The sequence below is a fragment of the Streptomyces sp. NBC_00306 genome, from assembly GCF_036169555.1.
Lineage (GTDB): Bacteria > Actinomycetota > Actinomycetes > Streptomycetales > Streptomycetaceae > Streptomyces > Streptomyces achmelvichensis.
The window spans coordinates 1,336,465-1,360,336 of record NZ_CP108032.1 but is presented as its reverse complement, the minus strand read 5'-3'; the positions used below and the strand labels follow the sequence as shown (position 1 = coordinate 1,360,336).

The 23,872-nt window shown below is 70.9% G+C and carries 22 protein-coding genes and 2 tRNA genes; 19 read left to right on the top strand and 5 right to left on the bottom strand.

The window, feature by feature from the left end; all coding sequences use genetic code 11:
* Positions 1-126 precede the first annotated feature (126 nt).
* Together OHA05_RS06020 and OHA05_RS06015 are read left to right on the top strand one after the other, a co-directional pair.
* Entirely contained in the window at positions 127-588 is a 462-nt protein-coding gene (locus OHA05_RS06020) for a TIGR02611 family protein (RefSeq protein ID WP_313947430.1), read from the top strand.
* Between the two features lie 78 nt (positions 589-666).
* Positions 667-738 (top strand) — tRNA-Val (locus OHA05_RS06015).
* A 57-nt stretch (positions 739-795) separates the two neighbouring features.
* On the opposite strand, the gene OHA05_RS06010 is transcribed toward OHA05_RS06015, so the two are convergent.
* Positions 796-3,462 carry an SCO7613 C-terminal domain-containing membrane protein gene (locus OHA05_RS06010; RefSeq protein WP_328860008.1) on the bottom strand — a complete coding sequence of 889 codons (2,667 nt, stop codon included), beginning with the start codon at positions 3,460-3,462 and terminating at the stop codon, positions 796-798.
* 101 nt (positions 3,463-3,563) lie between these two features.
* Between OHA05_RS06010 and OHA05_RS06005 the strand changes: the two genes are divergently transcribed.
* On the top strand, positions 3,564-4,010 hold the full coding sequence (locus tag OHA05_RS06005; protein ID WP_328860007.1) for an SRPBCC family protein: 447 nt from the start codon (positions 3,564-3,566) through the stop codon (positions 4,008-4,010).
* 50 nt (positions 4,011-4,060) lie between these two features.
* Positions 4,061-4,132, top strand: a tRNA-Val gene (locus tag OHA05_RS06000).
* A gap of 73 nt (positions 4,133-4,205) precedes the next feature.
* Here OHA05_RS06000 and OHA05_RS05995 read toward each other — a convergent pair.
* Positions 4,206-4,931 carry a 3'-5' exonuclease gene (locus OHA05_RS05995; protein WP_313947433.1) on the bottom strand — a complete coding sequence of 242 codons (726 nt, stop codon included), beginning with the start codon at positions 4,929-4,931 and terminating at the stop codon, positions 4,206-4,208.
* A gap of 172 nt (positions 4,932-5,103) precedes the next feature.
* On the opposite strand from OHA05_RS05995, the gene OHA05_RS05990 reads away from it, so the two are divergent.
* The 3 genes from OHA05_RS05990 to thrS all read left to right on the top strand — a co-directional run bounded on the left by OHA05_RS05990 (position 5,104) and on the right by thrS (position 9,024).
* Positions 5,104-5,700 (top strand): DUF4365 domain-containing protein, encoded by a 597-nt coding sequence (locus OHA05_RS05990; RefSeq protein ID WP_313947434.1) that lies wholly within the window; start codon positions 5,104-5,106, stop codon positions 5,698-5,700.
* Positions 5,700-6,920, top strand: coding sequence for a hypothetical protein (locus OHA05_RS05985; RefSeq protein WP_328860006.1), 1,221 nt, complete (start codon positions 5,700-5,702; stop codon positions 6,918-6,920). The genes OHA05_RS05990 and OHA05_RS05985 overlap by 1 nt, the downstream gene beginning before the upstream one ends.
* 127 nt (positions 6,921-7,047) lie before the next feature.
* Entirely contained in the window at positions 7,048-9,024 is a 1,977-nt protein-coding gene (gene thrS, locus OHA05_RS05980; RefSeq protein ID WP_313947436.1) for a threonine--tRNA ligase, read from the top strand.
* Between the two features lie 8 nt (positions 9,025-9,032).
* Here thrS and OHA05_RS05975 read toward each other — a convergent pair whose 3' ends face one another.
* Complete coding sequence (locus OHA05_RS05975; protein WP_313947437.1) at positions 9,033-9,734, bottom strand: potassium channel family protein; 702 nt, start codon at positions 9,732-9,734, stop codon at positions 9,033-9,035.
* 66 nt (positions 9,735-9,800) lie between these two features.
* On the opposite strand from OHA05_RS05975, the gene OHA05_RS05970 reads away from it, so the two are divergent.
* On the top strand, positions 9,801-10,358 hold the full coding sequence (locus tag OHA05_RS05970) for an HIT family protein (protein WP_313947438.1): 558 nt from the start codon (positions 9,801-9,803) through the stop codon (positions 10,356-10,358).
* A gap of 88 nt (positions 10,359-10,446) precedes the next feature.
* On the opposite strand, the gene OHA05_RS05965 is transcribed toward OHA05_RS05970, so the two are convergent.
* Both OHA05_RS05965 and OHA05_RS05960 read right to left on the bottom strand, forming a co-directional pair.
* Positions 10,447-12,102, bottom strand: a complete 1,656-nt coding sequence (locus OHA05_RS05965; RefSeq protein WP_328860005.1) for a hypothetical protein — start codon at positions 12,100-12,102, stop codon at positions 10,447-10,449.
* Positions 12,103-12,267: 165 nt separating this feature from the next.
* Positions 12,268-14,475: an elongation factor G-like protein EF-G2 gene (locus OHA05_RS05960; RefSeq protein ID WP_328860004.1), complete on the bottom strand. Its 2,208-nt coding sequence runs from the start codon at positions 14,473-14,475 to the stop codon at positions 12,268-12,270.
* A gap of 213 nt (positions 14,476-14,688) precedes the next feature.
* Here OHA05_RS05960 and pgsA point away from each other — a divergent pair, with 213 nt between their 5' ends.
* The 11 genes from pgsA (at position 14,689) to yajC (ending at position 23,844) form a co-directional block, all read left to right on the top strand.
* Entirely contained in the window at positions 14,689-15,405 is a 717-nt protein-coding gene (gene pgsA, locus OHA05_RS05955; protein ID WP_313947441.1) for a phosphatidylinositol phosphate synthase, read from the top strand.
* Entirely contained in the window at positions 15,405-16,307 is a 903-nt protein-coding gene (locus OHA05_RS05950; protein WP_328860003.1) for a phosphatidylinositol mannoside acyltransferase, read from the top strand. Before pgsA ends, OHA05_RS05950 begins: the two co-directional genes overlap by 1 nt.
* Positions 16,304-17,509, top strand: a complete 1,206-nt coding sequence (locus OHA05_RS05945) for a glycosyltransferase family 4 protein (RefSeq protein ID WP_313947443.1) — start codon at positions 16,304-16,306, stop codon at positions 17,507-17,509. The genes OHA05_RS05950 and OHA05_RS05945 overlap by 4 nt, the downstream gene beginning before the upstream one ends.
* 104 nt (positions 17,510-17,613) lie before the next feature.
* Positions 17,614-18,159, top strand: a complete 546-nt coding sequence (locus tag OHA05_RS05940) for a hypothetical protein (RefSeq protein ID WP_327685200.1) — start codon at positions 17,614-17,616, stop codon at positions 18,157-18,159.
* 209 nt (positions 18,160-18,368) lie between these two features.
* Positions 18,369-19,292 carry a pyridoxal 5'-phosphate synthase lyase subunit PdxS gene (gene pdxS / locus OHA05_RS05935; protein WP_313947445.1) on the top strand — a complete coding sequence of 308 codons (924 nt, stop codon included), beginning with the start codon at positions 18,369-18,371 and terminating at the stop codon, positions 19,290-19,292.
* A complete protein-coding gene (pdxT, locus tag OHA05_RS05930) occupies positions 19,292-19,882 on the top strand; it encodes a pyridoxal 5'-phosphate synthase glutaminase subunit PdxT (RefSeq protein ID WP_313947446.1) in 591 nt (196 codons plus the stop codon). The genes pdxS and pdxT overlap by 1 nt, the downstream gene beginning before the upstream one ends.
* 63 nt (positions 19,883-19,945) lie before the next feature.
* Complete coding sequence (locus OHA05_RS05925) at positions 19,946-20,698, top strand: YebC/PmpR family DNA-binding transcriptional regulator (RefSeq protein ID WP_313947447.1); 753 nt, start codon at positions 19,946-19,948, stop codon at positions 20,696-20,698.
* Between the two features lie 134 nt (positions 20,699-20,832).
* Positions 20,833-21,363 carry a crossover junction endodeoxyribonuclease RuvC gene (ruvC, locus tag OHA05_RS05920; RefSeq protein WP_313947448.1) on the top strand — a complete coding sequence of 177 codons (531 nt, stop codon included), beginning with the start codon at positions 20,833-20,835 and terminating at the stop codon, positions 21,361-21,363.
* Positions 21,360-21,977, top strand: a complete 618-nt coding sequence (ruvA, locus tag OHA05_RS05915) for a Holliday junction branch migration protein RuvA (RefSeq protein WP_313947449.1) — start codon at positions 21,360-21,362, stop codon at positions 21,975-21,977. The genes ruvC and ruvA overlap by 4 nt, the downstream gene beginning before the upstream one ends.
* Positions 21,978-22,107: 130 nt before the next feature.
* On the top strand, positions 22,108-23,199 hold the full coding sequence (gene ruvB, locus OHA05_RS05910) for a Holliday junction branch migration DNA helicase RuvB (RefSeq protein ID WP_313947450.1): 1,092 nt from the start codon (positions 22,108-22,110) through the stop codon (positions 23,197-23,199).
* Between the two features lie 165 nt (positions 23,200-23,364).
* Positions 23,365-23,844, top strand: coding sequence for a preprotein translocase subunit YajC (yajC, locus tag OHA05_RS05905; RefSeq protein WP_313947451.1), 480 nt, complete (start codon positions 23,365-23,367; stop codon positions 23,842-23,844).
* Positions 23,845-23,872: the final 28 nt, after the last annotated feature.

Here is a 23,872-nt window from a genome sequence, read left to right as displayed (position 1 = left end):
ACCTACGGTGCCGTTGTAAACCCCTCTGACCGTTTTGTGATCCTTCATGTCGCTCGTACGGCGGTGTATTACTTTGGGTCATACGGCCATTCCGGTGACGTCACCCGATCCGGTACGTTTGTGTCCATGAATGCGGAGAGTGACGAGCGGGGGAAGGCCACGGCGGTGGCCTCCAACCCCGTGACGGGGGACGTAACGGCGCCGGAAGGGGCCGAGCCGGAGCTCGGGTCCCGTGCGCCCCATTTCATCAAGCGGTCGAAGCCGCTGCACCTGAGCTGGCAGGTCGGTGTGTTCGTGGTCGGCCTCGCGGTCGTCGGCGCCGGCATCGTGATGCTGCCGCTGCCGGGACCCGGCTGGCTGGTGATCTTCGGCGGCATGGCGATCTGGGCGACCGAGTTCGTCTGGGCCCAGCTGGTGCTGCGCTGGACCAAGCGCAAGGTCACCGAGGCGGCACAGAGGGCGCTCGATCCCAAGGTCCGCCGGCGGAACATCATCCTGACCACGATCGGTCTGGTGATCATCGCGGTGCTGGTCGGGATCTACGTCTGGAAGTTCGGCTTCGAGATGCCGTGGAAGATCAAGGAGTGATGCGGAAAGGGGCGCGCACCCTCCGCCGGCGCGCGGCCGGGGGGACCCCCGCCATGGGGTAATGTTTGCGATGCGCCCGGGCGATTAGCTCAGTGGGAGAGCGCTTCGTTCACACCGAAGAGGTCACTGGTTCGAACCCAGTATCGCCCACCCGGACCGAAGGCCCCGAAGACCCAACAGGTCTTCGGGGCCTTCGGCGTTGCCGCCTCAGTGCATGCGGCCCAGGGACTCCCGCAGCCTGCGCGCGTCACGCAGCCGCTGCTCGTACGTGGCACCCACGGCGAGGAGCAGAAGGCCCGCCAGCGCGGGCGGCAGCCAGCGCGGCAGCGCACCGACGACCTGGACGACGTACGGCGCAAGCTCGTGCAATGCGTCCAGGGCGAGGACCGCGCCGCCGAGCACCAGCAGCGCCTGGAGACGCAGCCGGGCGCCGACGAGCGTGATCGCGAGCGCCACGACGCCCAGCAGCAGCGGCCGCAGCCAGTGCTGGTCGCCCCAGGCGGCGACCAGGCTCGGCAGCAGCGTCGCGGCGAGCCCGGGGCCGTACGCTGGCCATGAGGAGGCCGCCGGGTCGCGGCGCCGGCGCAGTACGCCGATGGCGAGCGCGGGGATCGTCACGGGCAGCGTGTACGCCTCCGGGGTGGAGACGTCCGACGCGGCCAGACGTACCCAGGTCGCCAGGACGAACAGCACGGTCGCGGTGGCGCCGGCCGCGATGCGGCGCTCGGGCCGCAGAGCTGTGCCGGCGGTGATGACACCGCAGAGCGCGAGGACCAGGGCGAGGGCCGGCCGGTCGCCGGCGGCGAGGGCGATCGCGAGGAGGCCCGCTGCCGCTCCGGTGCACTCCAGCGGCAGGGTGACCGGGTGCGTACCGAGCCGGTGGGCGAGCAGTGCGACGGCGGCGGGCACCAGCAGGATCAGCAACGCCGCCTGATGGGGCGGGAGTTCGGCCGCTCCGGCGAGCGCGCCCAGCAGGGCGGTCGTGAACACGGCCGCCGCGCAGGCCAGTACGGACCTGATCGCGGTGCCGGTCCGGGCGGCGACCGCGGCCACCGTGAGCGCGGCGACGAGCGTGCCGAGCACGGTGAAGGTCGCCGGCCGGGTCGCGAGGGCCAGTACCGTGACGCCGGCCGCACCGGCGAGGCCGCAGGCGAGCGCGATGGCGGCGGAGGTGGGGGAGCGCCGGGCGGCGAGCGCGAGCATGCCGAGCGTGAGGGCGAGATGGAGGGCCACGGCGAGGCCGTACCCGAACCCGAAGGCGGGCGGGACGACGACCAGGGCGGCCCAGCCGAGTGCCAGGGCTCCGCCGCGGGCCAGATCACGGGGGGCCGGCCGGGCCGCGGTGGGATCACCGGTGCCGGGCATCCAGGCGCCCCACGGGCCGGCGCCGGGTGCGTCCTGACCGCTCGCCGCCGTGCCGGGACGGTCCGTGCCGGTGGCCCTGTCGTCGGCTCCGGACGGCTCCTCGGCGGGTGCGGCGCCCGCCGCCGGACCGGCGGCGGAAGGACCGGGCGCCGGGTGAGGGCGCGCCGCGGAGAGCGGTGCGTCCGGGGCGTGGTCGTGCGCGGTCGCCGCAGCCGGTCCGGCCGGCGGCGCGGCAAGGTCCGGGCGACGTGAGAAGAGCACCAGCACGCCCGCGACCACGAGCAGGACGACCGGCGCGGACGTCAGACCCTCCGCGGGCAGGTCCGCGCCGAGGGAGGCCCGGGCGTCCGACGGAGCGCCCGACCAGATGTCCGGCAGCACCGACAACGGGCCCGCCAGGGTGACCAGCAGCAGCGGAAGCGCGGCGAGGACGGCGAGGCCCTGGACAGCGGCCGACGCGTAGACCGGTCCCGGCACCAGACGCCGAGGCAGAGGCGAGCGGACGACGCCCAACAGGGCCACCGCGCACAGCAGATAGGTGAGGATGCCCCACCCCTCCGCCTCCGCCGCCACAGCGGCCCGTACGACACCGCCCACACCGGCGATCAGCGCGAGGCCGGCCACCACCGACGCGGCGACCGTGGCCGCGGGCACGCGCCACGCCGTGAACATCGCGACACCGGCCGCGGCCGTGAGCAGCGCGGCCGGCGGGAGGGCCGCGACCGGTCCGGAGGCCGTCACCGACTGTCCCAGGCCGAGCAGCAGCGCCCCGCCGCCCGTCACCGCGGCACCCACCAGCGCGATCCCGCGGATGGTGTCCCGTTTCAGCCACACCGCGGCCGCGACGTCGAGCGCGGCCGTCGCCAGCAGCGCCCACTCCATCGACGGTGCACCCGCCGATCCGGTCAGCGACCAGAGCCACAGGGGGAGTTGGGCCGTCACCGCGGCGACCGGCAGGGGGGTCCGGAGCCGGGGGAGCACGAAGGAGTACGCCGTCCAGGCGGCGGCGAGAACGGCCGCCGCCGCGGCCGAGTAACCGAGCCCGCTCGTCTCCGGCAGGGCGACCGCGTGCAGGGCGTAGGCGTCCAGCACCATCAGCACCATCCCGAGCGCGGCCACTGCCTCCGCGGTCGAGGTGAGTGTGCGGCGCACCAGCAGGGCCGGGGCGGCGAGCGCGGCGACGGTGACGGCGCCGAGCACGGCCGACCGTCCGCCGATGCCCATGTCGCCCCAGCTGACGAGCGTGAAGGCGATCGCCGCGATGGTCAGCAGAATGCCGCCCAAGGTGAGCAGCAGATTCTGCACGTTGGGCGGTGACGTCTCGGCGGGTGGTGCGGCGAATGGCCGTCCGCCATGGGCCCATGCGGCCTGGGGCGGTGCGGCGACGGGCCGGATCAGGGTGAGCAGCCAGGCGCGGCGGGCCAGCAACTGGGCCCGGCGGGCGTCCAGTCGGGCCAGCTCGCGGTCGAGTATCGCCAGTTCCTCGGCGGGTGGCGGAACGTTGTCCATGTTCGGAGTGTGGCCGCGGCCACAGTGGCGGACATGCGCGCGCGTACTCAGATCGCGTATGAGTACCGCCCGGGCCCGCCTCCCGGGCGCAGACTTGGGCCATGAACTGGTCTCACTACCGTTTTCGGAGCGTCTGGGTTCTCGGGGCCGCGCCCGCGGTCGTGTACGCGGCGCTCGAACGGGCCGAGGAGTACCCGCGCTGGTGGCCGCAGGTCCGCGAGGTCATCCCGCTCGACGAGGTGAGCGGTACCGCGCGCTTCCGCTCGTTCCTGCCGTACGACCTGTTCGTCACCGCCCGCCCCCTCCGGAGCGATCCGGCGGGGCTGGTCCTGGAGATCGGCCTGGAGGGCGACCTGGAGGGCTGGGCGCGCTGGACGCTCGCCCACCGCGGGGAGGGCACCCACGTCGTCTACGAGCAGGAGGTGGAGGTACGGAAGCCGCTGATGAGGCGGCTGGCTCCGCTGTGCCGTCCGGTCTTCCGCGCTAACCACGCGGCGATGATGCGCGGTGGCCGCCGCGGACTGGCGGCGTACCTGCGGACCGGCTGAATGAGATTTGAAGGCAGGCGGCCGGGGCCTGTATGGTTCAGTCCGTTCCCGGGCGATTAGCTCAGTGGGAGAGCGCTTCGTTCACACCGAAGAGGTCACTGGTTCGAACCCAGTATCGCCCACCGGGAAAGGCCGGTCCGTCACCGACGGACCGGCTTCTCTGTTGTACGGGGCCGTGCCCCGCGGCCGTACGCGTCAGGCGGCGGCGGGCAGTTCGGGCCGCAGCGGCCAGGCCGGGTCCACCAGCTCCGGGGTACCGCTGCGGGCGAACCACGCCTGAAGCCCCCGCGCCTGCGCCGCGTGCCACACCGCCTGGAGCGTGTGCAGCTCGGCCGCGGACAGCCGTTCCGTCCGGGTGGCGAAGCGGCGGCCCACCGCACGGGTCACCTCCATCGCCGCCAGGGCGTCGGCGGCCGCGTCGTGCGCCTCGTCGAGCACCACCTCGTACTGCGCGCACAGATCGGTCAGGGTGCGCTTGCCCTTGCGGTAGCGGTCCAGGTGTTTGTCCAGAACCCGCGGGTCGAGCACACACAGCGGCTTGTTCTCCAGATAGCGGGCGAGCGACGAGGCGCGGTGCCGTCGCAGCTCACGGTCCAGCATGGTCAGGTCGAACGGCGCGTTCATCACCACCAGCGGCCGGGACGCAGCGCACTGCTCGGCGAGGGTGCGGGCTATCTCCTCCATCACCGGCGCCGGCCAGCGGCCGTTGCGCTGCAGATGGTCGTCGGTCAGACCGTGGATCTCGGTCGCCCCGGGCGGTACGGGAACGCCGGGGTTGACCAGCCAGCGGGTGACACGCGGCCGCCCGCCCGCCATGTCCTGCACGACGACCGCCGCGGACACGATGCGGTCCTCCTCTACGTCGACTCCGGTGGTTTCGGTGTCAAATGCGGCCAGCGGGCCGTCGAACCAGTGCGTCATCCCCGAACTCCTCGCACACGTCTGGCAGATGGAGAAAACCCCTGCCCGAATCCGTGATACCCGGGCCGTTTGCGCTGTACGCCGGGCGGTGACAACACAGATGACAGACAAAGAAATTGACGCTCTGTCGTCTAGACTTCGATTCAGTACCGCCCGGAAGGCACGAAGAGCAATGGCTCTCCCGCAGCCGGAATTTGGGGGTACCTCCCGTGCCGAAAGTGTCGGGGGAGGGCTGCTGTCCCCACGGACGGCACCACTGCGCGGCTCACTCGCCACCACCGCCTGCATGGAGACCCTCCAGGTGGGCTATCTCCACGCGGTCGCGGCCGCGGCCGGATGCTCGCTCTCCCAGCCCTTTCCGGACAACGGCATCGACTGGCACGTCAGTCACAGCTCGGCCGGTCACACCGTCGACGACGAGGTGACGATAAAGGTGCAGCTGAAATGCACCTATCAGATCCCTCCGCATCCACCGGGTCCCGCTTTCTCCTTCACGCTCGACAACGACCATCTGGTGAAACTGGCCCGCACCCCGGTGTCCGTGCACAAGATCCTCGTCGTGATGCTCGTTCCGCGGACCCAGGACGAATGGCTGCGCGCCAGTCATGACCGGCTCGATCTGCGTCACTGCTGCTACTGGACCAACCTGGCCGGCCACCCGGTGACGGGCAGGCGCAGGACCACAGTGCGGATCCCGACCTCACGGATCTTCGACGACCGTGCGCTCTGCGAGATCATGACGCGGGTCGGGGCGGGAGGGAGACCCTGATGCACCGGCCCTTCGACGAATCTGTACGGCCGCATCCGGGCGCGGAGGTGCCAGGACCCTGGTACGGAGGCGAACCGGATCCCGCCCAGGTCGACCCCGTCGTCCTGGGCGCGCTGCTCGACCGGCACGGCTGGCGGCGACGCGGGGGAGCGGCGGGCCGCTACGCCCGCTGGACACCGCCCGGTCCGTCCGTGGGCGGCACCAGCCTGCTCGTCCCCGAGAGCAGGTCCTTTCCCGACTGCGAGGACCTGTTGTCCGAGGCGCTGATCGCGCTCGCGCGCAGTGCCGCCCCCTCGGCCCGCGAGGTGCTGGTCGGGCTCACCGTGCCGAGCGACGAGGTCCGCTGGTGGCGCGATGTGCCGCAGGGGCCCTCGGGTACCGCTGCCTGGACCGTGCAGGAGCAGATGCGCGCGGCCGCCCGGCAGATGCTGCTGGCAGGCGCTCTCGCGGCCCGCGGCCGGGCCGGCTACTACGGCGCGCGCCACCGGCGGCAGGCTCACGCCTCGCTCGAAGGCGTGCTGGTCGGGCCCGCTCCGGGCGGGCGCAGCCTCACCGCCTTCGTGCCCGTGGCCGGTGGCCGTGCCGTCGTGGTCCGTCTCCATCACGCCCTCCAGGCGGCCCGCGAGGCCACCGACTACCAGCGGGCCACCGGCGGTATGGAGGCCTTCGACCAGGCGGTCGAGCTCGGTGTCAGCCGCGAGTTGACCGAGGCCGTCATCGCGCTCGTCCGCGGCTCGGAGGGGGCGCGGATCGAGCTTTCATGGTCGCCCGCGGCCGGGGTGCCCGACGGGTGCGCCCCCGTCAGCGAGCCGGTGGAGTTCTCGCCCGGGGACCTGCCGGCCCTGCGGGAGGCGGGGGCCCGCTATCTCCAGGACGAGCCGTCGGTGCCCGTGCGGATCACGGGCACGGTGATCCGGATGCGCCGCTCGGGGCCGCGGGGGCCGGGGACCGTACGGCTGCGGGTGCTGGCAGGGGCGGAGGTTCCGCACATCCGGGTGGCACTGGAGGAGGACGCGTACCGCACCGCCGGTCATGCCCATCTCGTCGGACTGCCCATCCGGGTCGTCGGCCGGCTGGAGAGCCGGGGCGGTTTCCGCCGGCTCACCGACGCCACGAATGTGACGCCCGTCCAGGTCGACGATGCCGAGCGGGACCGGCTGATGAAGTCGCTCCACGAGAATCTGGACTTCTTCGAGGACGCCTGCGGCGCGGGTGAATGACGGGCGGGGCCCGAGAGCAGGGGGCCGCGGCGACGGGGGAACCGTTTCGCGGACGGCCCCCTCGGCTCGGTACGATTCAGGCGCGCGCAGTGTCCACTGCCGCAGCCCCCTCAGTCAGGAGAGACCGGTGTCGGACGTCCGTGTGATCATCCAACGCGATTCCGAGCGGGAAGAGCGCGTGGTGACGACGGGCACTACGGCTGCCGAGCTCTTCACCGGTGAGCGCACCGTCGTCGCTGCGCGGGTCGCCGGTGAGCTGAAGGACCTCGCGTACGAGGTCAGGGACGGCGAGGAGGTCGAGCCCGTCGAGATCTCCTCCGAGGACGGGCTCAACATTCTGCGGCACTCCACCGCGCACGTCATGGCGCAGGCCGTGCAGGAGCTGTTCCCCGAGGCGAAGCTGGGCATCGGCCCGCCGGTCAGGGACGGTTTCTACTACGACTTCGACGTCGAGAGGCCCTTCACGCCCGAGGACCTCAAGGCCGTCGAGAAGAAGATGCAGGAGATCCAGAAGCGCGGTCAGCGCTTCTCGCGGCGTGTGGTGAGCGACGAGGCGGCCCGCGAGGAGCTGGCCGGTGAGCCGTACAAGCTGGAGCTCATCGGGCTCAAGGGCTCCGCCTCCTCCGACGACGGGGCGGACGTCGAGGTCGGCGCCGGCGAGCTGACCATCTACGACAACCTCGACGCCAAGACGGGCGAGCTGTGCTGGAAGGACCTCTGCCGCGGTCCGCACCTGCCCACCACCCGCAACATCCCGGCGTTCAAGCTGATGCGCAACGCCGCCGCGTACTGGCGCGGCAGCGAGAAGAACCCGATGCTCCAGCGCATCTACGGCACCGCCTGGCCCTCCAAGGAGGAGCTGAAGGCGCACCTGGAGTTCCTCGCCGAGGCCGAGAAGCGCGACCACCGCAAGCTGGGCAGCGAGCTGGACCTGTTCTCCATCCCGGAGCAGATCGGTTCGGGCCTCGCGGTCTTCCACCCCAAGGGCGGTGTCATCCGCCGGGTCATGGAGGACTACTCGCGCCGCCGGCACGAGGAGGAGGGGTACGAGTTCGTCTACACCCCGCACGCCACCAAGGGGAAGCTGTTCGAGACCTCGGGCCACCTGGACTGGTACGCCGACGGCATGTACCCGCCCATGCAGCTCGACGAGGGCGTGGACTACTACCTCAAGCCCATGAACTGCCCCATGCACAACCTGATCTTCGACGCACGCGGCCGGTCCTACCGTGAACTGCCGCTGCGGCTCTTCGAGTTCGGCACCGTGTACCGCTACGAGAAGTCGGGCGTCGTGCACGGCCTCACCCGGGCCCGGGGCTTCACCCAGGACGACGCGCACATCTACTGCACCAGGGAGCAGATGGCGGACGAGCTCGACTCGACGCTGACCTTCGTGCTGAACCTGCTGCGCGACTACGGCCTGACCGACTTCTACCTCGAACTCTCCACCAAGGACCCGGAGAAGTTCGTCGGCTCCGACGAGGCGTGGGAGGAGGCCACCGAGACGCTGCGCAAGGTGGCCGAGAAGCAGGGCCTCCCGCTGGTCCCGGACCCGGGCGGCGCCGCCTTCTACGGTCCGAAGATCTCGGTCCAGACGAAGGACGCCATCGGCCGGACCTGGCAGATGTCGACCATCCAGCTCGACTTCAACCTGCCGGAGCGCTTCGACCTGGAGTACACCGGGCCCGACGGGACCAAGCAGCGTCCGGTCATGATCCACCGCGCGCTGTTCGGCAGCATCGAGCGCTTCTTCGCGGTGCTGCTGGAGCACTACGCGGGTGCGTTCCCGGCGTGGCTCGCCCCGGTCCAGGCGGTCGGCATCCCGGTCGGCGACGCCCACGTCCCGTACCTCCAGGAGTTCGCCGCGGAGGCGAAGAAGAAGGGCCTGCGGGTCGAGGTGGACGCGTCCTCGGACCGGATGCAGAAGAAGATCAGGAACCAGCAGAAGCAGAAGGTCCCGTTCATGATCATCGTCGGTGACGACGACATGAACGCGAACACGGTCTCGTTCCGCTACCGCGACGGTTCGCAGGAGAACGGCATCCCGCGCGAGGAGGCCCTCGCGAAGCTGGTGCAGGTCGTCGAGGACCGCGTCCAGGTCTGACCGAAGGTCTACGGCCGCAGGCCGTCCGAAGCCCCCGGGGTGCCCCCCGGGGGCTTCTTCTCTTCGAGCTTCTGCTCTTCGTCCTGTGCGAACGTCTGCAGCAGCCAGGACGAGAACGACCCCGTCACCGCTCCCAGCAGCGCGACACCGCCCACCATCATCCCCACCGCCACCACACGTCCCCGCGTAGTCACCGGGGTCATGTCGCCGTAGCCGACCGTCGTCACGGTCGAGGCGGTCCACCAGATCGCGTCCCCGAAGGTCTTGATCGTCGCGCCCGGCGCGTTGCGCTCGTCGTGGTAGACGCTGAGTGCGCCCGCGAAGCCCAGCAGCAGCGTCGACAGCCCCGCGTACGCGATCACCCGGGCCTGCAGAGGCAGCCGGGCGTGGGCGTGGCGGCGCTGCACCGCCTCGTAGATCTTGACGATCCGCAGGGGCCGCAGCAGCGGCAGCACCACGACGATCGCGTCCATGACGTGCCGGCGGACGAACGCGAGGCCCTCACCGCTCAGCACCCAGCGCACCGCGTAGTCCACGACGAACAGCGTCCACGAGGCATAGGTGACCGCCTCACAGAGGGCGTACCAGCCGGCCGGGAGGTTCTCCGCGAGGACCCGGACCGTGAAGGAGGCGAGGAAGAGCGCCGAGGCGGCGAGCATCGGGATCTCGATACGCCGCTGCCAGCGCTCCACCGGGCTTTCGTCGGTCATGGCCCCAGCATCGCGGGGTGTGCCGTGGGCCGCCCCCGGCGACACGCCCCGTACAGGCGAAGTCATATGCTGCACAGCATGACCAGTGAGCCGGAGCAGCAGATCGGAGTGGGGACGCCGGACGCGTTCCAGCGTCTGTGGACGCCCCACCGGATGGCCTACATCCAGGGCGAGAACAAGCCGACCGGCCCCGGCGCCGAGGACGGCTGTCCCTTCTGCGCCATTCCCGCGAAATCCGACGAGGACGGGCTTGTCATCGCCCGCGGCTCGCACGTCTACGCGGTGCTCAACCTCTACCCGTACAACGGCGGGCACCTGATGGTGGTGCCGTTCCGCCATGTCGCGGACTACACGGAGCTGGACGACGCCGAGACCGCCGAACTGGCGGCCTTCACCAAGCGGGCCATGACCGCGCTGCGCAACGCCTCGGGCGCGCACGGCTTCAACATCGGCATGAACCAGGGCTCCGTCGCCGGTGCCGGGATCGCCGCGCATCTGCACCAGCACGTCGTGCCGCGATGGGGCGGGGACACCAACTTCATGCCGGTCGTCGGACACACCAAGGTCCTGCCGCAGTTGCTCGCCGACACCCGCACGATGCTGGCGGAGGCCTGGCCCGCCTGAGGGCTGTACGACAGCCGGCCGGGCCCTGCGCGAAGGGCCCGGCGTTCTGCTGTCCGCCGGTGTGCCGGGGCGGTGTGTCGTACGGGTGCTACGCGTCGTAGAGGTCGGCCTTGCGCGGCGTCGGGTCCTGGACGAAGCCGCTGACCACCATGGAGCGGTTCCCGAAGCGGTCCGTGTCCACGCCGTTCTCCTCCAGCACCCTGATCGCCGCCGCGTGCGCCACCCGCAGCACGGGGGTGGCGGCACGCATCGCGTCGTCCGCCATGAACCGGTGCCGCCAGGGCTGGTCCGCCCAGGCGTGCCGCAGTCCGAACGGCTCGGGGAGCACCAGCTTGCCGCCGAGGAAGTCGAGCAGCGGCGGGTACCAGGTGAAGGGCGCCCGCACCGCGAGGCGCACCACCTCACGGGTCTCGACCAGCGGAAGCTGGCGGTCGACGGTCTCCCAGAAGCGGACCGTCTTGCTCACCGTCACGGTCTTGGGCGCGGGCTTGGTCGTGAACAGCGGGTGCACCGGCCCGAGAGCGTGACCGGTGACCTCGATGCGCAGGGTCTCGTGGAGCACGGTGACCGTGATCATCATGGTGATCACCAACTGGCCGTCCCAGAGCGTGAACTGCACGCCCAGGTAGTGCCGGTTGCCACCGCCGAACTGCTGGTGGTTGCAGATGCGCTGTATCTCGTGGCCCTTGACCTGGAAGGCCTCCACGTCCTGGCCCTCGGGCCGCGCCACTTCCTTGGCGTTCTCGCCGACGGGGGAGACGATCCAGTGCTTGACCGACGGCTTGGGGAAGCCGCCCGAGTTCAGCGGTCCGCGCTCCAGCATCTTCATCTTGTCGTGTATCGCGCGGACGACGTCCCAGCTGCGGAACTGGTTGATGTCCTTGCCCGGCTCCTTGGAGACCAGCTCCTCGGCCATCTGCCAGCTGCCCCACCGCGTGCCCATGCCGAGTATGCCCTTGGGGCCCGCGTAGAAGACCGAGTTGGACTGCTGCTCGGCGGTGAGCTTCTCCAGGCCCTGTCGCAGCTGCTCGCGCGCGGTCTCGTTCGGGTGTCCGGGGACGGCTTCGGGAACCTTGGCACCGATGCCGCCGCCAGCGAGGAGCGAGTCCCAGCGGGCGCGCATGTCCTTGGCCGTCGCTTCGCAGACCCGCTTGGCGAGCATCCATCCCACGATGGGGGCGACGAGCATGAGGCGCAGATACAGCGCCCAGAAGCCGCCGAAGGGCAGCTTGAACAGGAAGAGCGCGATCAGACCGCCGACGGCGACGAGCAGCAGGGTGCCGAGTGCCCCCGCGCTCCTGTTCTGGGCGCCCGCGAGGGTCCGGCGGAGCTGGAACACGGCCATCCACAGCAGCAGTCCGGGCAGGAAGACCAGCCCGAACAGCACCATGATGCCGGTCAGTTTGGAATCCCGCTCCTTGCGTATGCCGGTCGCCGCGAGGCAGTGCTCGACGACGGACTGCGGCTCGGTCCCGAAGGACTGGATCAGTGCCTTGCGGGCACCCCCCAGCGTCCGTGTCTGCACGGCGCGCGAGAACGCCTCGCCCAGATTCGGCTCGAAGAGCGAGAACTTGCCCGGCTTCACGACGGACGTGTGCCATTCGTTGTTCGCCTTGAGGATCTCGGCCACCGGCCCGTCGCGGTACGCCGCCGAGGCGAGGGCATGCGTCGCCGCGGTCTGCCCGGCGGCGCCCGTGAGCGGCACCTGTGCCCCTGGACTGAAGTCGAAACCGTCGCTCGCCACTGCCGCCCCCTCGCCGCGCTGCATCCGCACTGCGGCCTGTTCCCAACTACCGTGCCTCGCACACCTGCTGAGCTGCGCAGCTCAGCGTATCGGGGGCGCACGGCATTCGTCACAGGACGGCCCGATGCCGTCCGCCGCACGGCCGCCGGCGGACGGCACCCTCGCCTATGAGCCGTTCCCGCCCTGGCCACGCATCTTGTCGGCGACCTGCTGGGGCATCGGTTCATGCCGGGCGTACGCGCGGGAGAACTGGCCCGTGCCGTGGGAGATCGAGCGCAGATCGACGGCGTACCGCCCGATCTCGATCTCGGGTACCTCGGCCCGGACCAACGTGCGTGATCCGCTGGTCTGTTCGGTGCCGACGACCCGCCCGCGCCGTCCCGACAGATCGCTCATCACCGGGCCGACGTACTCGTCCGACACCAGCACCTGCACCTCGGCCACCGGCTCCAGCAGATGGATGCGGACGTCCGACGAGGCCTCGCGCAGCGCGAGCGCGCCGGCCGTCTGGAACGCGGCGTCGGAGGAGTCGACCGAGTGCGCCTTGCCGTCCCGCAGTGTGATCCGTACGTCGACGAGCGGGTATCCGGCGGCGACGCCGCGCGCCGCCTGGGCGCGCACTCCCTTCTCCACGGACGGGATGAACTGCCGCGGGACAGCGCCGCCCACCACCTTGTCGACGAACTCGATGCCGGAACCGGCCGGCAGGGGCTCCACGTCGATCTCGCAGATCGCGTACTGGCCGTGTCCGCCGGACTGCTTCACATGCCGCCCGCGCCCGGTCGACTTCCCGCCGAACGTCTCGCGCAGCGACACCTGGTACGGCACGACGTCGACCTGGACGCCGTAGCGGCTGCGCAGCCGTTCCAGGGCCACGTCCGCGTGCGCCTCGCCCAGACACCACAGCACGACCTGGTGTGTGGCCTGGTTCTGTTCCAGCCGCATCGTCGGGTCCTCGGCCACCAGCCGCGAGAGGCCCTGGGAGAGCTTGTCCTCGTCCGCCTTGCTGTGCGCCTGGATGGCCAGCGGCAGCAGCGGGTCGGGCATCGTCCACGGCTCCATCAGCAGCGGATCGTCCTTGGACGAGAGCGTGTCGCCGGTCTCCGCGCGGGAGAGCTTCGCGACGCAGGCGAGGTCTCCGGCGAAGACATGACCGAGCGGGCGCTGCTGCTTGCCGAAGGGCACGGAGAGCGCGCCGACGCGTTCGTCGACGTCGTGGTCCTCGTGTCCGCGGTCGGCGAGTCCGTGCCCCGACACATGCACTGTCTCGTCGGGCCGCAGGGTGCCGGAGAAGACCCGGACGAGCGAGAGCCGGCCGACATACGGGTCGGACGCCGTCTTGACGACCTCGGCCACCAGCGGGCCGTCGGGGTCGCAGCTGATCTGCGGACCGGGTGCGCCCGAGGGCGTGGTGACGACCGGGGACTGCGGCTCCAGCGGGGTGGGGAAGCCGCCGGTGATCAGTTCGAGGAGCTCGACCGTGCCGAGACCCTGCTTGGCCCCGTCGGCCGCCGGGGCCGCGGCGAGGACCGGGTGGAAGATGCCGCGTGCGACGGCCTTCTCCAGATCGGTGATGAGGGTCTTGATGTCGATGTCCGCGCCCGTGAGGTAGCGGTCCATCAGGGTCTCGTCCTCGCTCTCGGCGATGATCCCCTCGATGAGCCGGTTGCGGGCCTCCTGAAGCAGCGGCGCCTGATCCGGGTCCGGTGGCGTCTCTTTGCGCTCGCCGGAGGAGTAGTCGAAGATCTTCTGGGACAGCAGCCCGACCAGACCGGTGACGGGTGCGTGGCCGTCCGGGTGCTGGGGCCCGTACTGCGGCAGGTACAGCGACAGTACGGCGTCGGGGTCGTCGCCGCCGAAGATCTCTCCGCAGACCCGGGTCAGCTCCTCGAAGCCGGTCCGCGCCGTCTCCAGGTGGGTGACGACGATGGCGCGCGGCATGCCCACCGCGGCGCACTCCTCCCAGACCATGCGGGTCGCGCCCGCGATCGCCTCGGGTTCCTGGGCTGCCGAGACAACGAAAAGGGCCGCGTCCGCGGCTCGCAGACCGGCCCTGAGCTCCCCGACGAAGTCGGCGTATCCGGGAGTGTCCAGGAGATTGATCTTGTACCCGCCCCACTCGACGGGGACCAGTGACAGCTGTACGGAGCGTTGCTGCCGGTGTTCGATCTCGTCGTAGTCGGAGACGGTCCCGCCGTCCTCCACCCTTCCTGCCCGGTTGACCGCTCCCGCGGTGAGCGCGAGAGCCTCGATCAACGTCGTCTTTCCCGATCCGCTGTGGCCGACCAGCACCACGTTCCGTACGGATGAGGGCCGGTCGGCCGTCGCCGCCCTGCCGGCGGCTCCGGTGTGTCCACTCGCCTTGTCGCCCATGATTCTTGCCTCCCGATCGATTGCACGGTGAGGAGAGAGGGGCCGCGGGCGTACGAAGCCGTGACTGTGGCCTCCGGACGGCATCCAGGGGCAGCTCCGGCGGTGCCCGCAGTCGTCTTTCGAGCTTTCCACTCAGGTCACAATGCGTCCATACGTCGTACGCCGCCGTGCGGGGTGGGTGCGCGGCGGTGGAGCGCTTCGGTCCTGGCTACGATGGGCCAGCCGGTGGCCAATGGGGCCGCCCGGCCACCGACCCTCGGGAAGGCCATGCTGAACAAGTACGCGCGTGCATTCTTCACGCGTGTCCTCACACCGTTCGCCGCATTTCTGCTCCGTCGAGGGGTGAGTCCCGACGCGGTGACGCTCGTCGGCACGGCCGGAGTGATGGCGGGTGCGCTGGTCTTCTTCCCGCGCGGAGAGTTCTTCTGGGGCACGATCGTCATCACGATGTTCGTGTTCTCGGACCTCGTCGACGGCAACATGGCCCGCCAGGCCGGCGTGTCCAGCCGATGGGGAGCCTTTCTGGACTCCACCCTCGACCGGGTCGCCGACAGCGCCATCTTCGGCGGCTTCGCGCTCTGGTACGCGGGCAGCGGCAACGACAACGTGCTCTGCGCCGTGGCGATCTTCTGTCTGGCGAGCGGCCAGGTCGTGTCGTACACCAAGGCACGTGGAGAATCGATCGGCCTGCCGGTCGCCGTGAACGGTCTGATCGAACGCGCCGAGCGGCTGGTGATCTCCCTGGTCGCGGCGGGACTCGCGGGTCTCCACGCCTTCGGCGTGCCCGGCATCGACATCCTGCTGCCGATCGCGCTGTGGATCGTGGCCGTCGGCAGCCTGGTGACCCTGGGGCAGCGGGTGGTCACGGTGCGCCGGGAGTCCGCGGAGGCCGACGCCGCGGCGCACGGAAGCGAGGCTGAGGCGACGTGATGCGGGACCGGCTGACCGACGGGCTCTACGGACTGGGCTGGAGCACCGTCAAGAAGCTGCCCGAGCCGGCGGCCGCCGCGCTCGGCAGGAACATCGCCGACATCGCCTGGAAGCGCCGCGGCAAGAGCGTGCTGCGGCTGGAGTCCAACCTGGCCCGCGTCGTCCCCGACGCGGATCCGGCGCGCCTCGCCGAGCTGTCGAAGGCCGGCATGCGCTCCTACATGCGGTACTGGATGGAGTCCTTCCGTCTGCCCACCTGGAGCGCCGACCGCGTCCGGGAAAGCGTCGAGATCCACGACATCGACCGTCTGATGGACGGCACCGCCTCGGGCCGCGGGGTGATCCTCGCCCTGCCGCACCTGGCGAACTGGGACCTCGCCGGGGTCTATCTCACCCGGGCGCGGGGCGTTCCCTTCACCACGGTCGCCGAGCGGCTGAAGCCGGAGACGCTGTACGACCGTTTCGTGGCCTACCGCGAGAGCCTCGGCATGGAGGTCCTGCCGCACGCCGGCGGCTCCGCGTTCGGCACCCTGGCCCGCCGGCTGCGGGCCGGAGGGGTGGTGTGCCTGGTGGCCGACCGCGACCTGTCGGCCAACGGCGTCGAGGTGAAGTACTTCGGCGAGACGGCCCGGATGCCCGCGGGACCGGCGATGCTCGCCCAGCAGACCGGGGCCCTGCTCCTCCCGGCCACGCTCTGGTTCGGCGACGCGCCGATGATGTACGGCCGCGTTCACCCGGCCATCGACGTACCCGAGACAGGGACCCGGGCCGAGAAGACGTCCTCCATGACACAGGCACTGGCCGACGCCTACGCCACCGGCATCGCCGACCACCCGGAGGACTGGCACATGCTGCAGCGGCTGTGGCTCGCCGATCTCGAGCCCCAGGAGGAGCGGACGTGAGGATCGGCATCGTCTGCCCGTACTCCTGGGACGTACCGGGCGGCGTCCAATTCCACATCAGGGACCTGGCCGAACACCTGATCCGGCTCGGCCACGAGGTGTCGGTGCTGGCGCCGGCGGACGACGAGACACCGCTCCCGCCGTACGTGGTCTCCGCGGGCCGGGCCGTGCCCGTCCCGTACAACGGCTCGGTGGCCCGGCTGAACTTCGGCTTCCTGTCGGCGGCGCGGGTGCGGCGCTGGCTGCACGACGGCACCTTCGACGTCATCCACATCCATGAGCCCGCGTCGCCGTCGCTGGGCCTGCTCAGCTGCTGGGCGGCGCAGGGGCCGATCGTGGCGACGTTCCACACCTCGAACCCGCGTTCGCGGGCGATGATCGCCGCGTATCCGATCCTCCAGCCCGCGCTGGAGAAGATCAACGCCCGGATCGCGGTCAGTGAGTACGCCCGCAGGACGCTCGTCGAGCACCTCGGCGGCGACGCCGTCGTCATCCCCAACGGCGTGGACGTCGGCTTCTTCGAGGGCGCCGAGCCCAAGGCCGAGTGGCAGTCGGACAGCGCGCGCGACCCGGACGGCGGTGACGGAGGGCGGCGCGGCGGCACGATCGGCTTCATAGGGCGTATCGACGAGCCCCGCAAGGGCCTGCCGGTGCTGATGAAGGCGCTGCCGAAGATCCTCGCCGAGTGCCCGGACACCCGGCTCCTGGTGGCGGGCCGGGGCGACGAGGACGAGGCCGTCGCGTCCCTGCCGAAGGAGATGCGCGACCGCGTCGAGTTCCTCGGCATGGTCAGCGACGAGGACAAGGCGCGGCTGCTGCGCAGCGTCGACCTCTACATCGCGCCCAACACCGGCGGCGAGAGCTTCGGGATCATCCTCGTCGAAGCCATGTCGGCGGGCGCGCCGGTGCTCGCCAGCGACCTGGACGCCTTCGCCCAGGTGCTGGACCAGGGATCGGCGGGCGAGCTGTTCGCCAACGAGGACGCGGACGCGCTGGCGAGTGCCGCGGTCCGGCTGCTCGGCGACCCCGAGCGGCGGGCCGAGCTGCGGGAGCGGGGCAGCAAGCACGTACGCCGCTTCGACTGGTCGACGGTCGGCGCGGACATCCTCTCGGTCTACGAGACGGTGACGGACGGCGCCGCCTCCGTGGCGGCGGACGAACGGCCCGGCTTCCGCGCCCGTTTCGGCCTCGCGCGGGACTGAGCCCGCCTCCGAAGGGCTCCGCCGCCACGCTCCGGTGACGGCGGGCGCCCGGGCGCGGAACGCGCCGCGGGAGCCCTCGGACCGGGGCGGTAGCCTTGCCGCCCGTGACCGCAACCCTTATCTGGATCGTCGTCGGCCTCGTCCTGATCGGCCTGTATCTGAGCTGGACCGCCGGACGGCTGGACCGGCTGCACGCCCGTATCGACGCCGCCCGCGCCGCCCTCGACGCCCAGCTCGTACGCCGCGCTTCGGTCACCCAGGAACTGGCGACCTCCGGAGTGCTCGACCCGGCCGCGTCGATCGTCCTCTACGAGGCGGCGCACGCCGCCCGCCAGGCCGAGGAGGAGCAGCGCGAGGTCGCCGAGAGCGAGCTGAGCGCCGCACTGCGGGCCGTCTTCTCCGAGACGGTGCAGATCGAGGCGGTGCGTGAGGTGCCGGGCGGCGAGGACGCCACGCTGGAGCTGGCGCAGGCCGTGCGGCGGGTCCCGATGGCACGGCGGTTCCACAACGACGCGGTGCGTGCCGCACGCGCCCTGCGCCGTCACCGTACGGTCCGCTGGTTCCGGCTGGCCGGTCATGCGCCGTTCCCGCTGGCCTTCGAGATGGACGACGAGGCTCCGGTCGCGCTGGCGGACCGGCCGGGTACCTGACGTCCCGGGCGGGACGCGGTGTCCGGTGTACCCGTGGCGCGGTTACCAGCCGGGCCGGGTACCTCACGTATCCAGGCGCGAAGGGGTCCTCCCCTTCACTCCAGCGGTGAAAACGATCCACCGGCTGTTCATTGGCCCTTGCAGTGGCCTGGTCGGTGAAGGTTCCATCGGTTACGCATCGACTGTCGTCACCGAGTGAGGTCCCTTCCGTGTCCAGCACGCTCCCCAGCACCCCGCAGTCCACCGACTCCCCGGCCACCGGCACCGCCCGCGTCAAGCGCGGCATGGCCGAGCAGCTCAAGGGCGGCGTGATCATGGACGTGGTCAACGCCGAGCAGGCGAAGATCGCCGAGGACGCGGGAGCCGTGGCCGTCATGGCCCTGGAGCGCGTTCCGGCCGACATCCGCAAGGACGGCGGCGTGGCCCGGATGTCCGACCCGAACATGATCGAAGAGATCATCGAGGCCGTGTCCATCCCCGTCATGGCCAAGTCGCGGATCGGCCACTTCGTCGAGGCCCAGGTGCTCCAGTCCCTCGGCGTCGACTACATCGACGAGTCCGAGGTGCTGACCCCGGCCGACGAGGTCAACCACTCCGACAAGTGGGCCTTCACCACCCCCTTCGTGTGCGGTGCCACCAACCTGGGTGAGGCTCTGCGCCGTATCGCCGAGGGCGCGGCCATGATCCGCTCGAAGGGCGAGGCCGGCACCGGCAACGTCGTCGAGGCCGTCCGCCACCTGCGCCAGATCAAGAACGAGATCGCCCGGCTGCGCGGCTTCGACAACAACGAGCTCTACGCCGCAGCCAAGGACCTCCGCGCCCCCTACGAGCTGGTCAAGGAGGTCTCCGAGCTGGGCAAGCTGCCGGTGGTCCTCTTCTCGGCCGGCGGTGTGGCCACCCCCGCCGACGCCGCGCTCATGCGCCAGCTCGGCGCCGAGGGCGTGTTCGTGGGCTCGGGCATCTTCAAGTCCGGCGACCCGGCCAAGCGCGCCGCCGCCATCGTGAAGGCCACCACCTTCTACGACGACCCGAAGATCATCGCGGACTCCTCCCGCGACCTGGGCGAGGCCATGGTCGGCATCAACTGCGACACCCTCCCCGAGGCCGAGCGCTACGCCAACCGAGGCTGGTGATGACTTCGCCGGTCATCGGAGTCCTGGCCCTCCAGGGCGACGTACGGGAGCACCTGATCGCCCTGGCCTCGGCGGATGCCGTGGCCAGGCAGGTGCGGCGTCCCGAGGAACTCGCCGAGGTCGACGGCCTCGTCATCCCCGGCGGCGAGTCCACCACCATGTCCAAACTCGCGGCGCTCTTCGGCATGACCGAGCCGCTGCGCGAGCGGGTGCGCTCCGGCATGCCCGTGTACGGCACCTGCGCCGGGCTGATCATGCTCGCCGACAAGATCCTCGACCCGCGCTCGGGCCAGGAGACGCTCGGCGGCATCGACATGATCGTCCGCCGCAATGCCTTCGGCCGCCAGAACGAGTCGTTCGAGGCGTCCGTGGATCTGCGGGGAGTGGCGGACGGACCGGTCGAGGGCGTCTTCATCCGGGCTCCGTGGGTGGAGTCGGTGGGCGCCGAGGTCGAGGTGCTGGCGGAGTACGACGGCCACATCGTCGCCGTGCGCCAGGGCAACGCGCTGGCGACGTCCTTCCACCCCGAACTCACCGGAGACCACCGGGTGCACGGCCTGTTTGTGGACATGGTGCGCGCTGCCTGGTGACGCCGTCCCGGTAGGATCTCTGCCGAACGCAGCAGCAATGGGTTACGCGAAGGAGACAGGCAGATGTCCGGCCACTCTAAATGGGCTACGACGAAGCACAAGAAGGCCGTGATCGATGCCAAGCGCGGCAAGCTCTTCGCGAAGCTGATCAAGAACATCGAGGTTGCGGCCCGTACGGGCGGTGCCGACGTCGACGGCAACCCCACCCTCTTCGACGCCATCCAGAAGGCCAAGAAGAGCTCGGTCCCGAACAAGAACATCGACTCCGCGGTCAAGCGCGGCGCGGGCCTGGAGGCCGGCGGCGCCGACTACGAGACGATCATGTACGAGGGCTACGGGCCGAACGGCGTCGCGGTGCTCATCGAGTGCCTCACCGACAACCGCAACCGCGCGGCCTCCGACGTCCGTGTCGCCATGACCCGCAACGGCGGCTCGATGGCCGACCCCGGCTCGGTCTCCTACCTCTTCAACCGCAAGGGCGTCGTCATCGTCCCCAAGGGCGAGCTGAGCGAGGACGACGTCCTCGGCGCCGTCCTGGACGCGGGCGCCGAAGAGGTCAACGACCTCGGTGAGTCCTTCGAGGTCCTCAGCGAGGCCACCGACCTGGTCGCGGTGCGCACCGCGCTCCAGGAGGCCGGAATCGACTACGACTCGGCCGAGGCCAACTTCGTCCCGACCATGCAGGTCGAGCTGGAGGAAGAGGGCGCTCGCAAGATCTTCAAGCTGATCGACGCGCTGGAGGACAGCGACGACGTGCAGAACGTCTTCGCCAACTTCGACGTCTCGGACGAGGTCATGGAGAAGGTCGACGCCTGATCCGCTTCGTACGGCGGGCCGACGGGACACACCCGTCGGCCCGTCGGCGTTCCGGCGCGTTGTCGGTGCCGGCGGATAGCCTGCACGAACAGGGGACCTCCCGGCGCCGCCGGGGGAGGACGGAGGAGGACGGCGTGCGTGTGCTGGGGGTGGACCCGGGACTGACCCGGTGCGGTGTGGGGGTCGTCGAGGGAGTGGCGGGCCGTCAGCTGACCATGCTGGGCGTCGGAGTGGTGCGCACCCCCGCGGACGCCGAGCTCGGCCACCGCCTGGTCGCCGTCGAGCAGGGCATCGAGCAGTGGTTGGACGAGTACCGTCCCGAACGGGTCGCCGTGGAGCGGGTGTTCAGCCAGCACAACGTCCGCACCGTCATGGGCACCGCCCAGGCCAGCGCCGTCGCCATGCTCTGCGCGTCCCGCCGGGGTATCCCCGTCGTCCTGCACACTCCCAGCGAGGTGAAGGCCGCCGTCACCGGCAGCGGCCGGGCCGACAAGGCTCAGGTGGGCGCCATGGTCACCCGCCTGCTGCGGCTCGACGCCCCGCCGAAGCCCGCCGACGCGGCGGACGCCCTCGCCCTCGCCATCTGTCACATCTGGCGCGCACCCGCGCAGAACCGCCTGCAGCAGGCTGTCGCCCTGCACGCATCGAAAGGCCGTACCGCATGATCGCCTTTGTCAGCGGCCCGGTGGCCGCCCTCGCTCCCACCACCGCGGTCATCGAGGTCGGCGGCGTCGGCATGGCCCTCCAGTGCACGCCCAACACCCTGTCCGCGCTGCGCATCGGCCAGGACGCCAAGCTCGCCACCTCCCTCGTCGTCCGGGAGGACTCGCTCACGCTGTACGGCTTCGCCGACGACGACGAGCGGCAGGTCTTCGAACTGCTCCAGACGGCGAGCGGCGTCGGCCCACGACTGGCCCAGGCGATGCTGGCCGTGCACACCCCCGATGCCCTGCGGGTGGCGGTGGCGACCGGCGACGAGAAGGCGCTCACCGCCGTCCCCGGCATCGGCAAGAAGGGCGCGCAGAAGCTGCTGCTGGAGCTGAAGGACCGCCTCGGGGAGCCGCTCGGCGCGCACATCGGCAAGCAGGGCATCGGCACGGCCGTCTCCTCCTCCTGGCGCGACCAGCTGCACGGCGCGCTGATCGGACTGGGCTATGCCACCCGCGAGGCCGACGAGGCGGTGGCCGCGGTCGCGCCGCAGGCCGAGGCCTCGGCGGGCGAGCCGGTGGTGGGTCAGCTCCTCAAGGCCGCCCTCCAGTCGCTGAACCGCACGAGATGACCCGTGGGCGCGTCCGCGCGCCTGCCGGCCCCCGCCCCTCCCGTCCGTGCCGCAGGGCACGCCCGGGGACGGACGACCCCGACCACCCCGCGGCGCGAGTGCCGCGACGACCTCGTGAGGCACCTCCGCAGTGAACTGGGACGACATCACCCCGGCCCCCGCCGACGAAGCGCCCTATGCCGCCGACGGGCGGCTCGTCGGCCCCTCCGCCGACGGCGAGGACCAGGCCGTCGAGGCGGCGCTGCGGCCGAAGTCCCTCGACGAGTTCGTGGGCCAGGAGAGGGTGCGCGAGCAGCTCGACCTGGTCCTCAAGGCCGCTCTCGCCCGTGGCGCCACCGCCGACCACGTCCTGCTCTCCGGTGCCCCCGGGCTCGGCAAGACCACCCTGTCCATGATCATCGCCGCTGAGATGAAGGCCCCGATCCGCATCACCTCGGGCCCCGCCATCCAGCACGCCGGCGACCTGGCGGCGATCCTCTCCTCCCTCCAGGAGGGCGAGGTCCTCTTCCTCGACGAGATCCACCGGATGTCCCGGCCCGCCGAGGAAATGCTCTACATGGCCATGGAGGACTTCCGTGTCGACGTCATCGTCGGCAAGGGACCCGGGGCCACCGCCATCCCGCTGGAGCTGCCGCCGTTCACCCTGGTCGGCGCCACCACCAGGGCCGGACTGCTGCCCCCGCCGCTGCGTGACCGGTTCGGTTTCACCGCGCACATGGAGTTCTACGACCCCACCGAGCTGGAACGCGTCATCCACCGCTCCGCCCAGCTCCTCGACCTGGAGATCGAGTCCGACGGCGCCGCCGAGATCGCCGGCCGCTCCCGTGGCACGCCCCGCATCGCCAACCGCCTGCTGCGCCGCGTACGCGACTACGCGCAGGTCAAGGCGGACGGACTGATCACCCGGGACATCGCGGCCGCGGCACTCAAGGTGTACGAGGTGGATGCCCGGGGCCTCGACCGTCTGGACCGGGCGGTCCTCCAGGCGCTGCTCAAGCTGTTCGGCGGCGGCCCGGTGGGCCTGTCGACGCTCGCGGTGGCCGTGGGGGAGGAGCGGGAGACCGTGGAGGAGGTCGCCGAGCCCTTCCTCGTACGGGAGGGACTGCTGGCCCGGACCCCGCGCGGACGGGTCGCGACCCCCGCCGCCTGGGCCCATCTCGGCCTCGTTCCGCCGCAGCAGGCCCCCGGTGCAAGCGGACAACCGGGGCTGTTCGGGACGTGACGGCGCGGATACTCGCCGGGCAGGAACCACGGTGCGATGCTGGGCGTTGTTCCTTTGATGCGGACTCGCTTAGACTCCGCCGATGCCGCCCTTCCAGGTCGGCGTACCCACCCCCGTAGATAAGGCCGCCTCATCGGTGCGGTCGTGTGAAGGAAGTTTCTTCCCGTGAGTCTCGTGACCCTCCTCCCCTTCATCGTGCTCATCGGGGCCATGTTCCTGATGACCCGGTCCGCCAAGAAGAAGCAGCAGGCTGCTGCGCAGATGCGCAACCAGATGCAGCCCGGCACCGGCGTCCGGACGATCGGGGGGATGTACGCCACCGTCAAGGAGCTGCACGACGACGCCGTGCTGCTCGAAGTCGCTCCCGGCGTCCACGCCATGTATGCGAAGAACGCCATCGGCGCGGTCCTCGACGACGACGAGTACAACCGCATCGTGCACGGCGACGACGCTGCTCGGATCGACGACCCGATCGTGCCGGACGACGCGTCCTCGCTGACCGGCACGACCGAGTCCGATGACGCCAAGATCGACCTCGGCAAGAAGCCCGAGGCGGACGCGGCGGACGAGGCCGGCGCCAAGGATGCCGACGCCGACGCCACTGACACGGAGCCCAAGGACGGCAAGGCCGACGGCGAGAAGTAGTCATGATCGGGGATCGCGGAGGCACCGA

Excerpts from the sequence above, each read along its gene's own strand:
- OHA05_RS05925 (WP_313947447.1), top strand. The coding sequence starts at position 19,946 with ATGTCCGGCCACTCTAAATGGGCTACGACGAAGCACAAGAAGGCCGTG.
- pgsA (WP_313947441.1), top strand. The coding sequence starts at position 14,689 with ATGGGCCAGCCGGTGGCCAATGGGGCCGCCCGGCCACCGACCCTCGGG.
- OHA05_RS06020 (WP_313947430.1), top strand. The coding sequence starts at position 127 with ATGAATGCGGAGAGTGACGAGCGGGGGAAGGCCACGGCGGTGGCCTCC.
- OHA05_RS05950 (WP_328860003.1), top strand. The coding sequence starts at position 15,405 with ATGCGGGACCGGCTGACCGACGGGCTCTACGGACTGGGCTGGAGCACC.
- ruvA (WP_313947449.1), top strand. The coding sequence starts at position 21,360 with ATGATCGCCTTTGTCAGCGGCCCGGTGGCCGCCCTCGCTCCCACCACC.
- OHA05_RS06010 (WP_328860008.1), bottom strand. The coding sequence starts at position 3,462 with ATGGACAACGTTCCGCCACCCGCCGAGGAACTGGCGATACTCGACCGC.
- OHA05_RS05975 (WP_313947437.1), bottom strand. The coding sequence starts at position 9,734 with ATGACCGACGAAAGCCCGGTGGAGCGCTGGCAGCGGCGTATCGAGATC.
- OHA05_RS05990 (WP_313947434.1), top strand. The coding sequence starts at position 5,104 with ATGGCTCTCCCGCAGCCGGAATTTGGGGGTACCTCCCGTGCCGAAAGT.
- OHA05_RS06005 (WP_328860007.1), top strand. The coding sequence starts at position 3,564 with ATGAACTGGTCTCACTACCGTTTTCGGAGCGTCTGGGTTCTCGGGGCC.
- OHA05_RS05970 (WP_313947438.1), top strand. The coding sequence starts at position 9,801 with ATGCTGCACAGCATGACCAGTGAGCCGGAGCAGCAGATCGGAGTGGGG.
- OHA05_RS05960 (WP_328860004.1), bottom strand. The coding sequence starts at position 14,475 with ATGGGCGACAAGGCGAGTGGACACACCGGAGCCGCCGGCAGGGCGGCG.
- OHA05_RS05995 (WP_313947433.1), bottom strand. The coding sequence starts at position 4,931 with ATGACGCACTGGTTCGACGGCCCGCTGGCCGCATTTGACACCGAAACC.
- OHA05_RS05985 (WP_328860006.1), top strand. The coding sequence starts at position 5,700 with ATGCACCGGCCCTTCGACGAATCTGTACGGCCGCATCCGGGCGCGGAG.
- pdxT (WP_313947446.1), top strand. The coding sequence starts at position 19,292 with ATGACTTCGCCGGTCATCGGAGTCCTGGCCCTCCAGGGCGACGTACGG.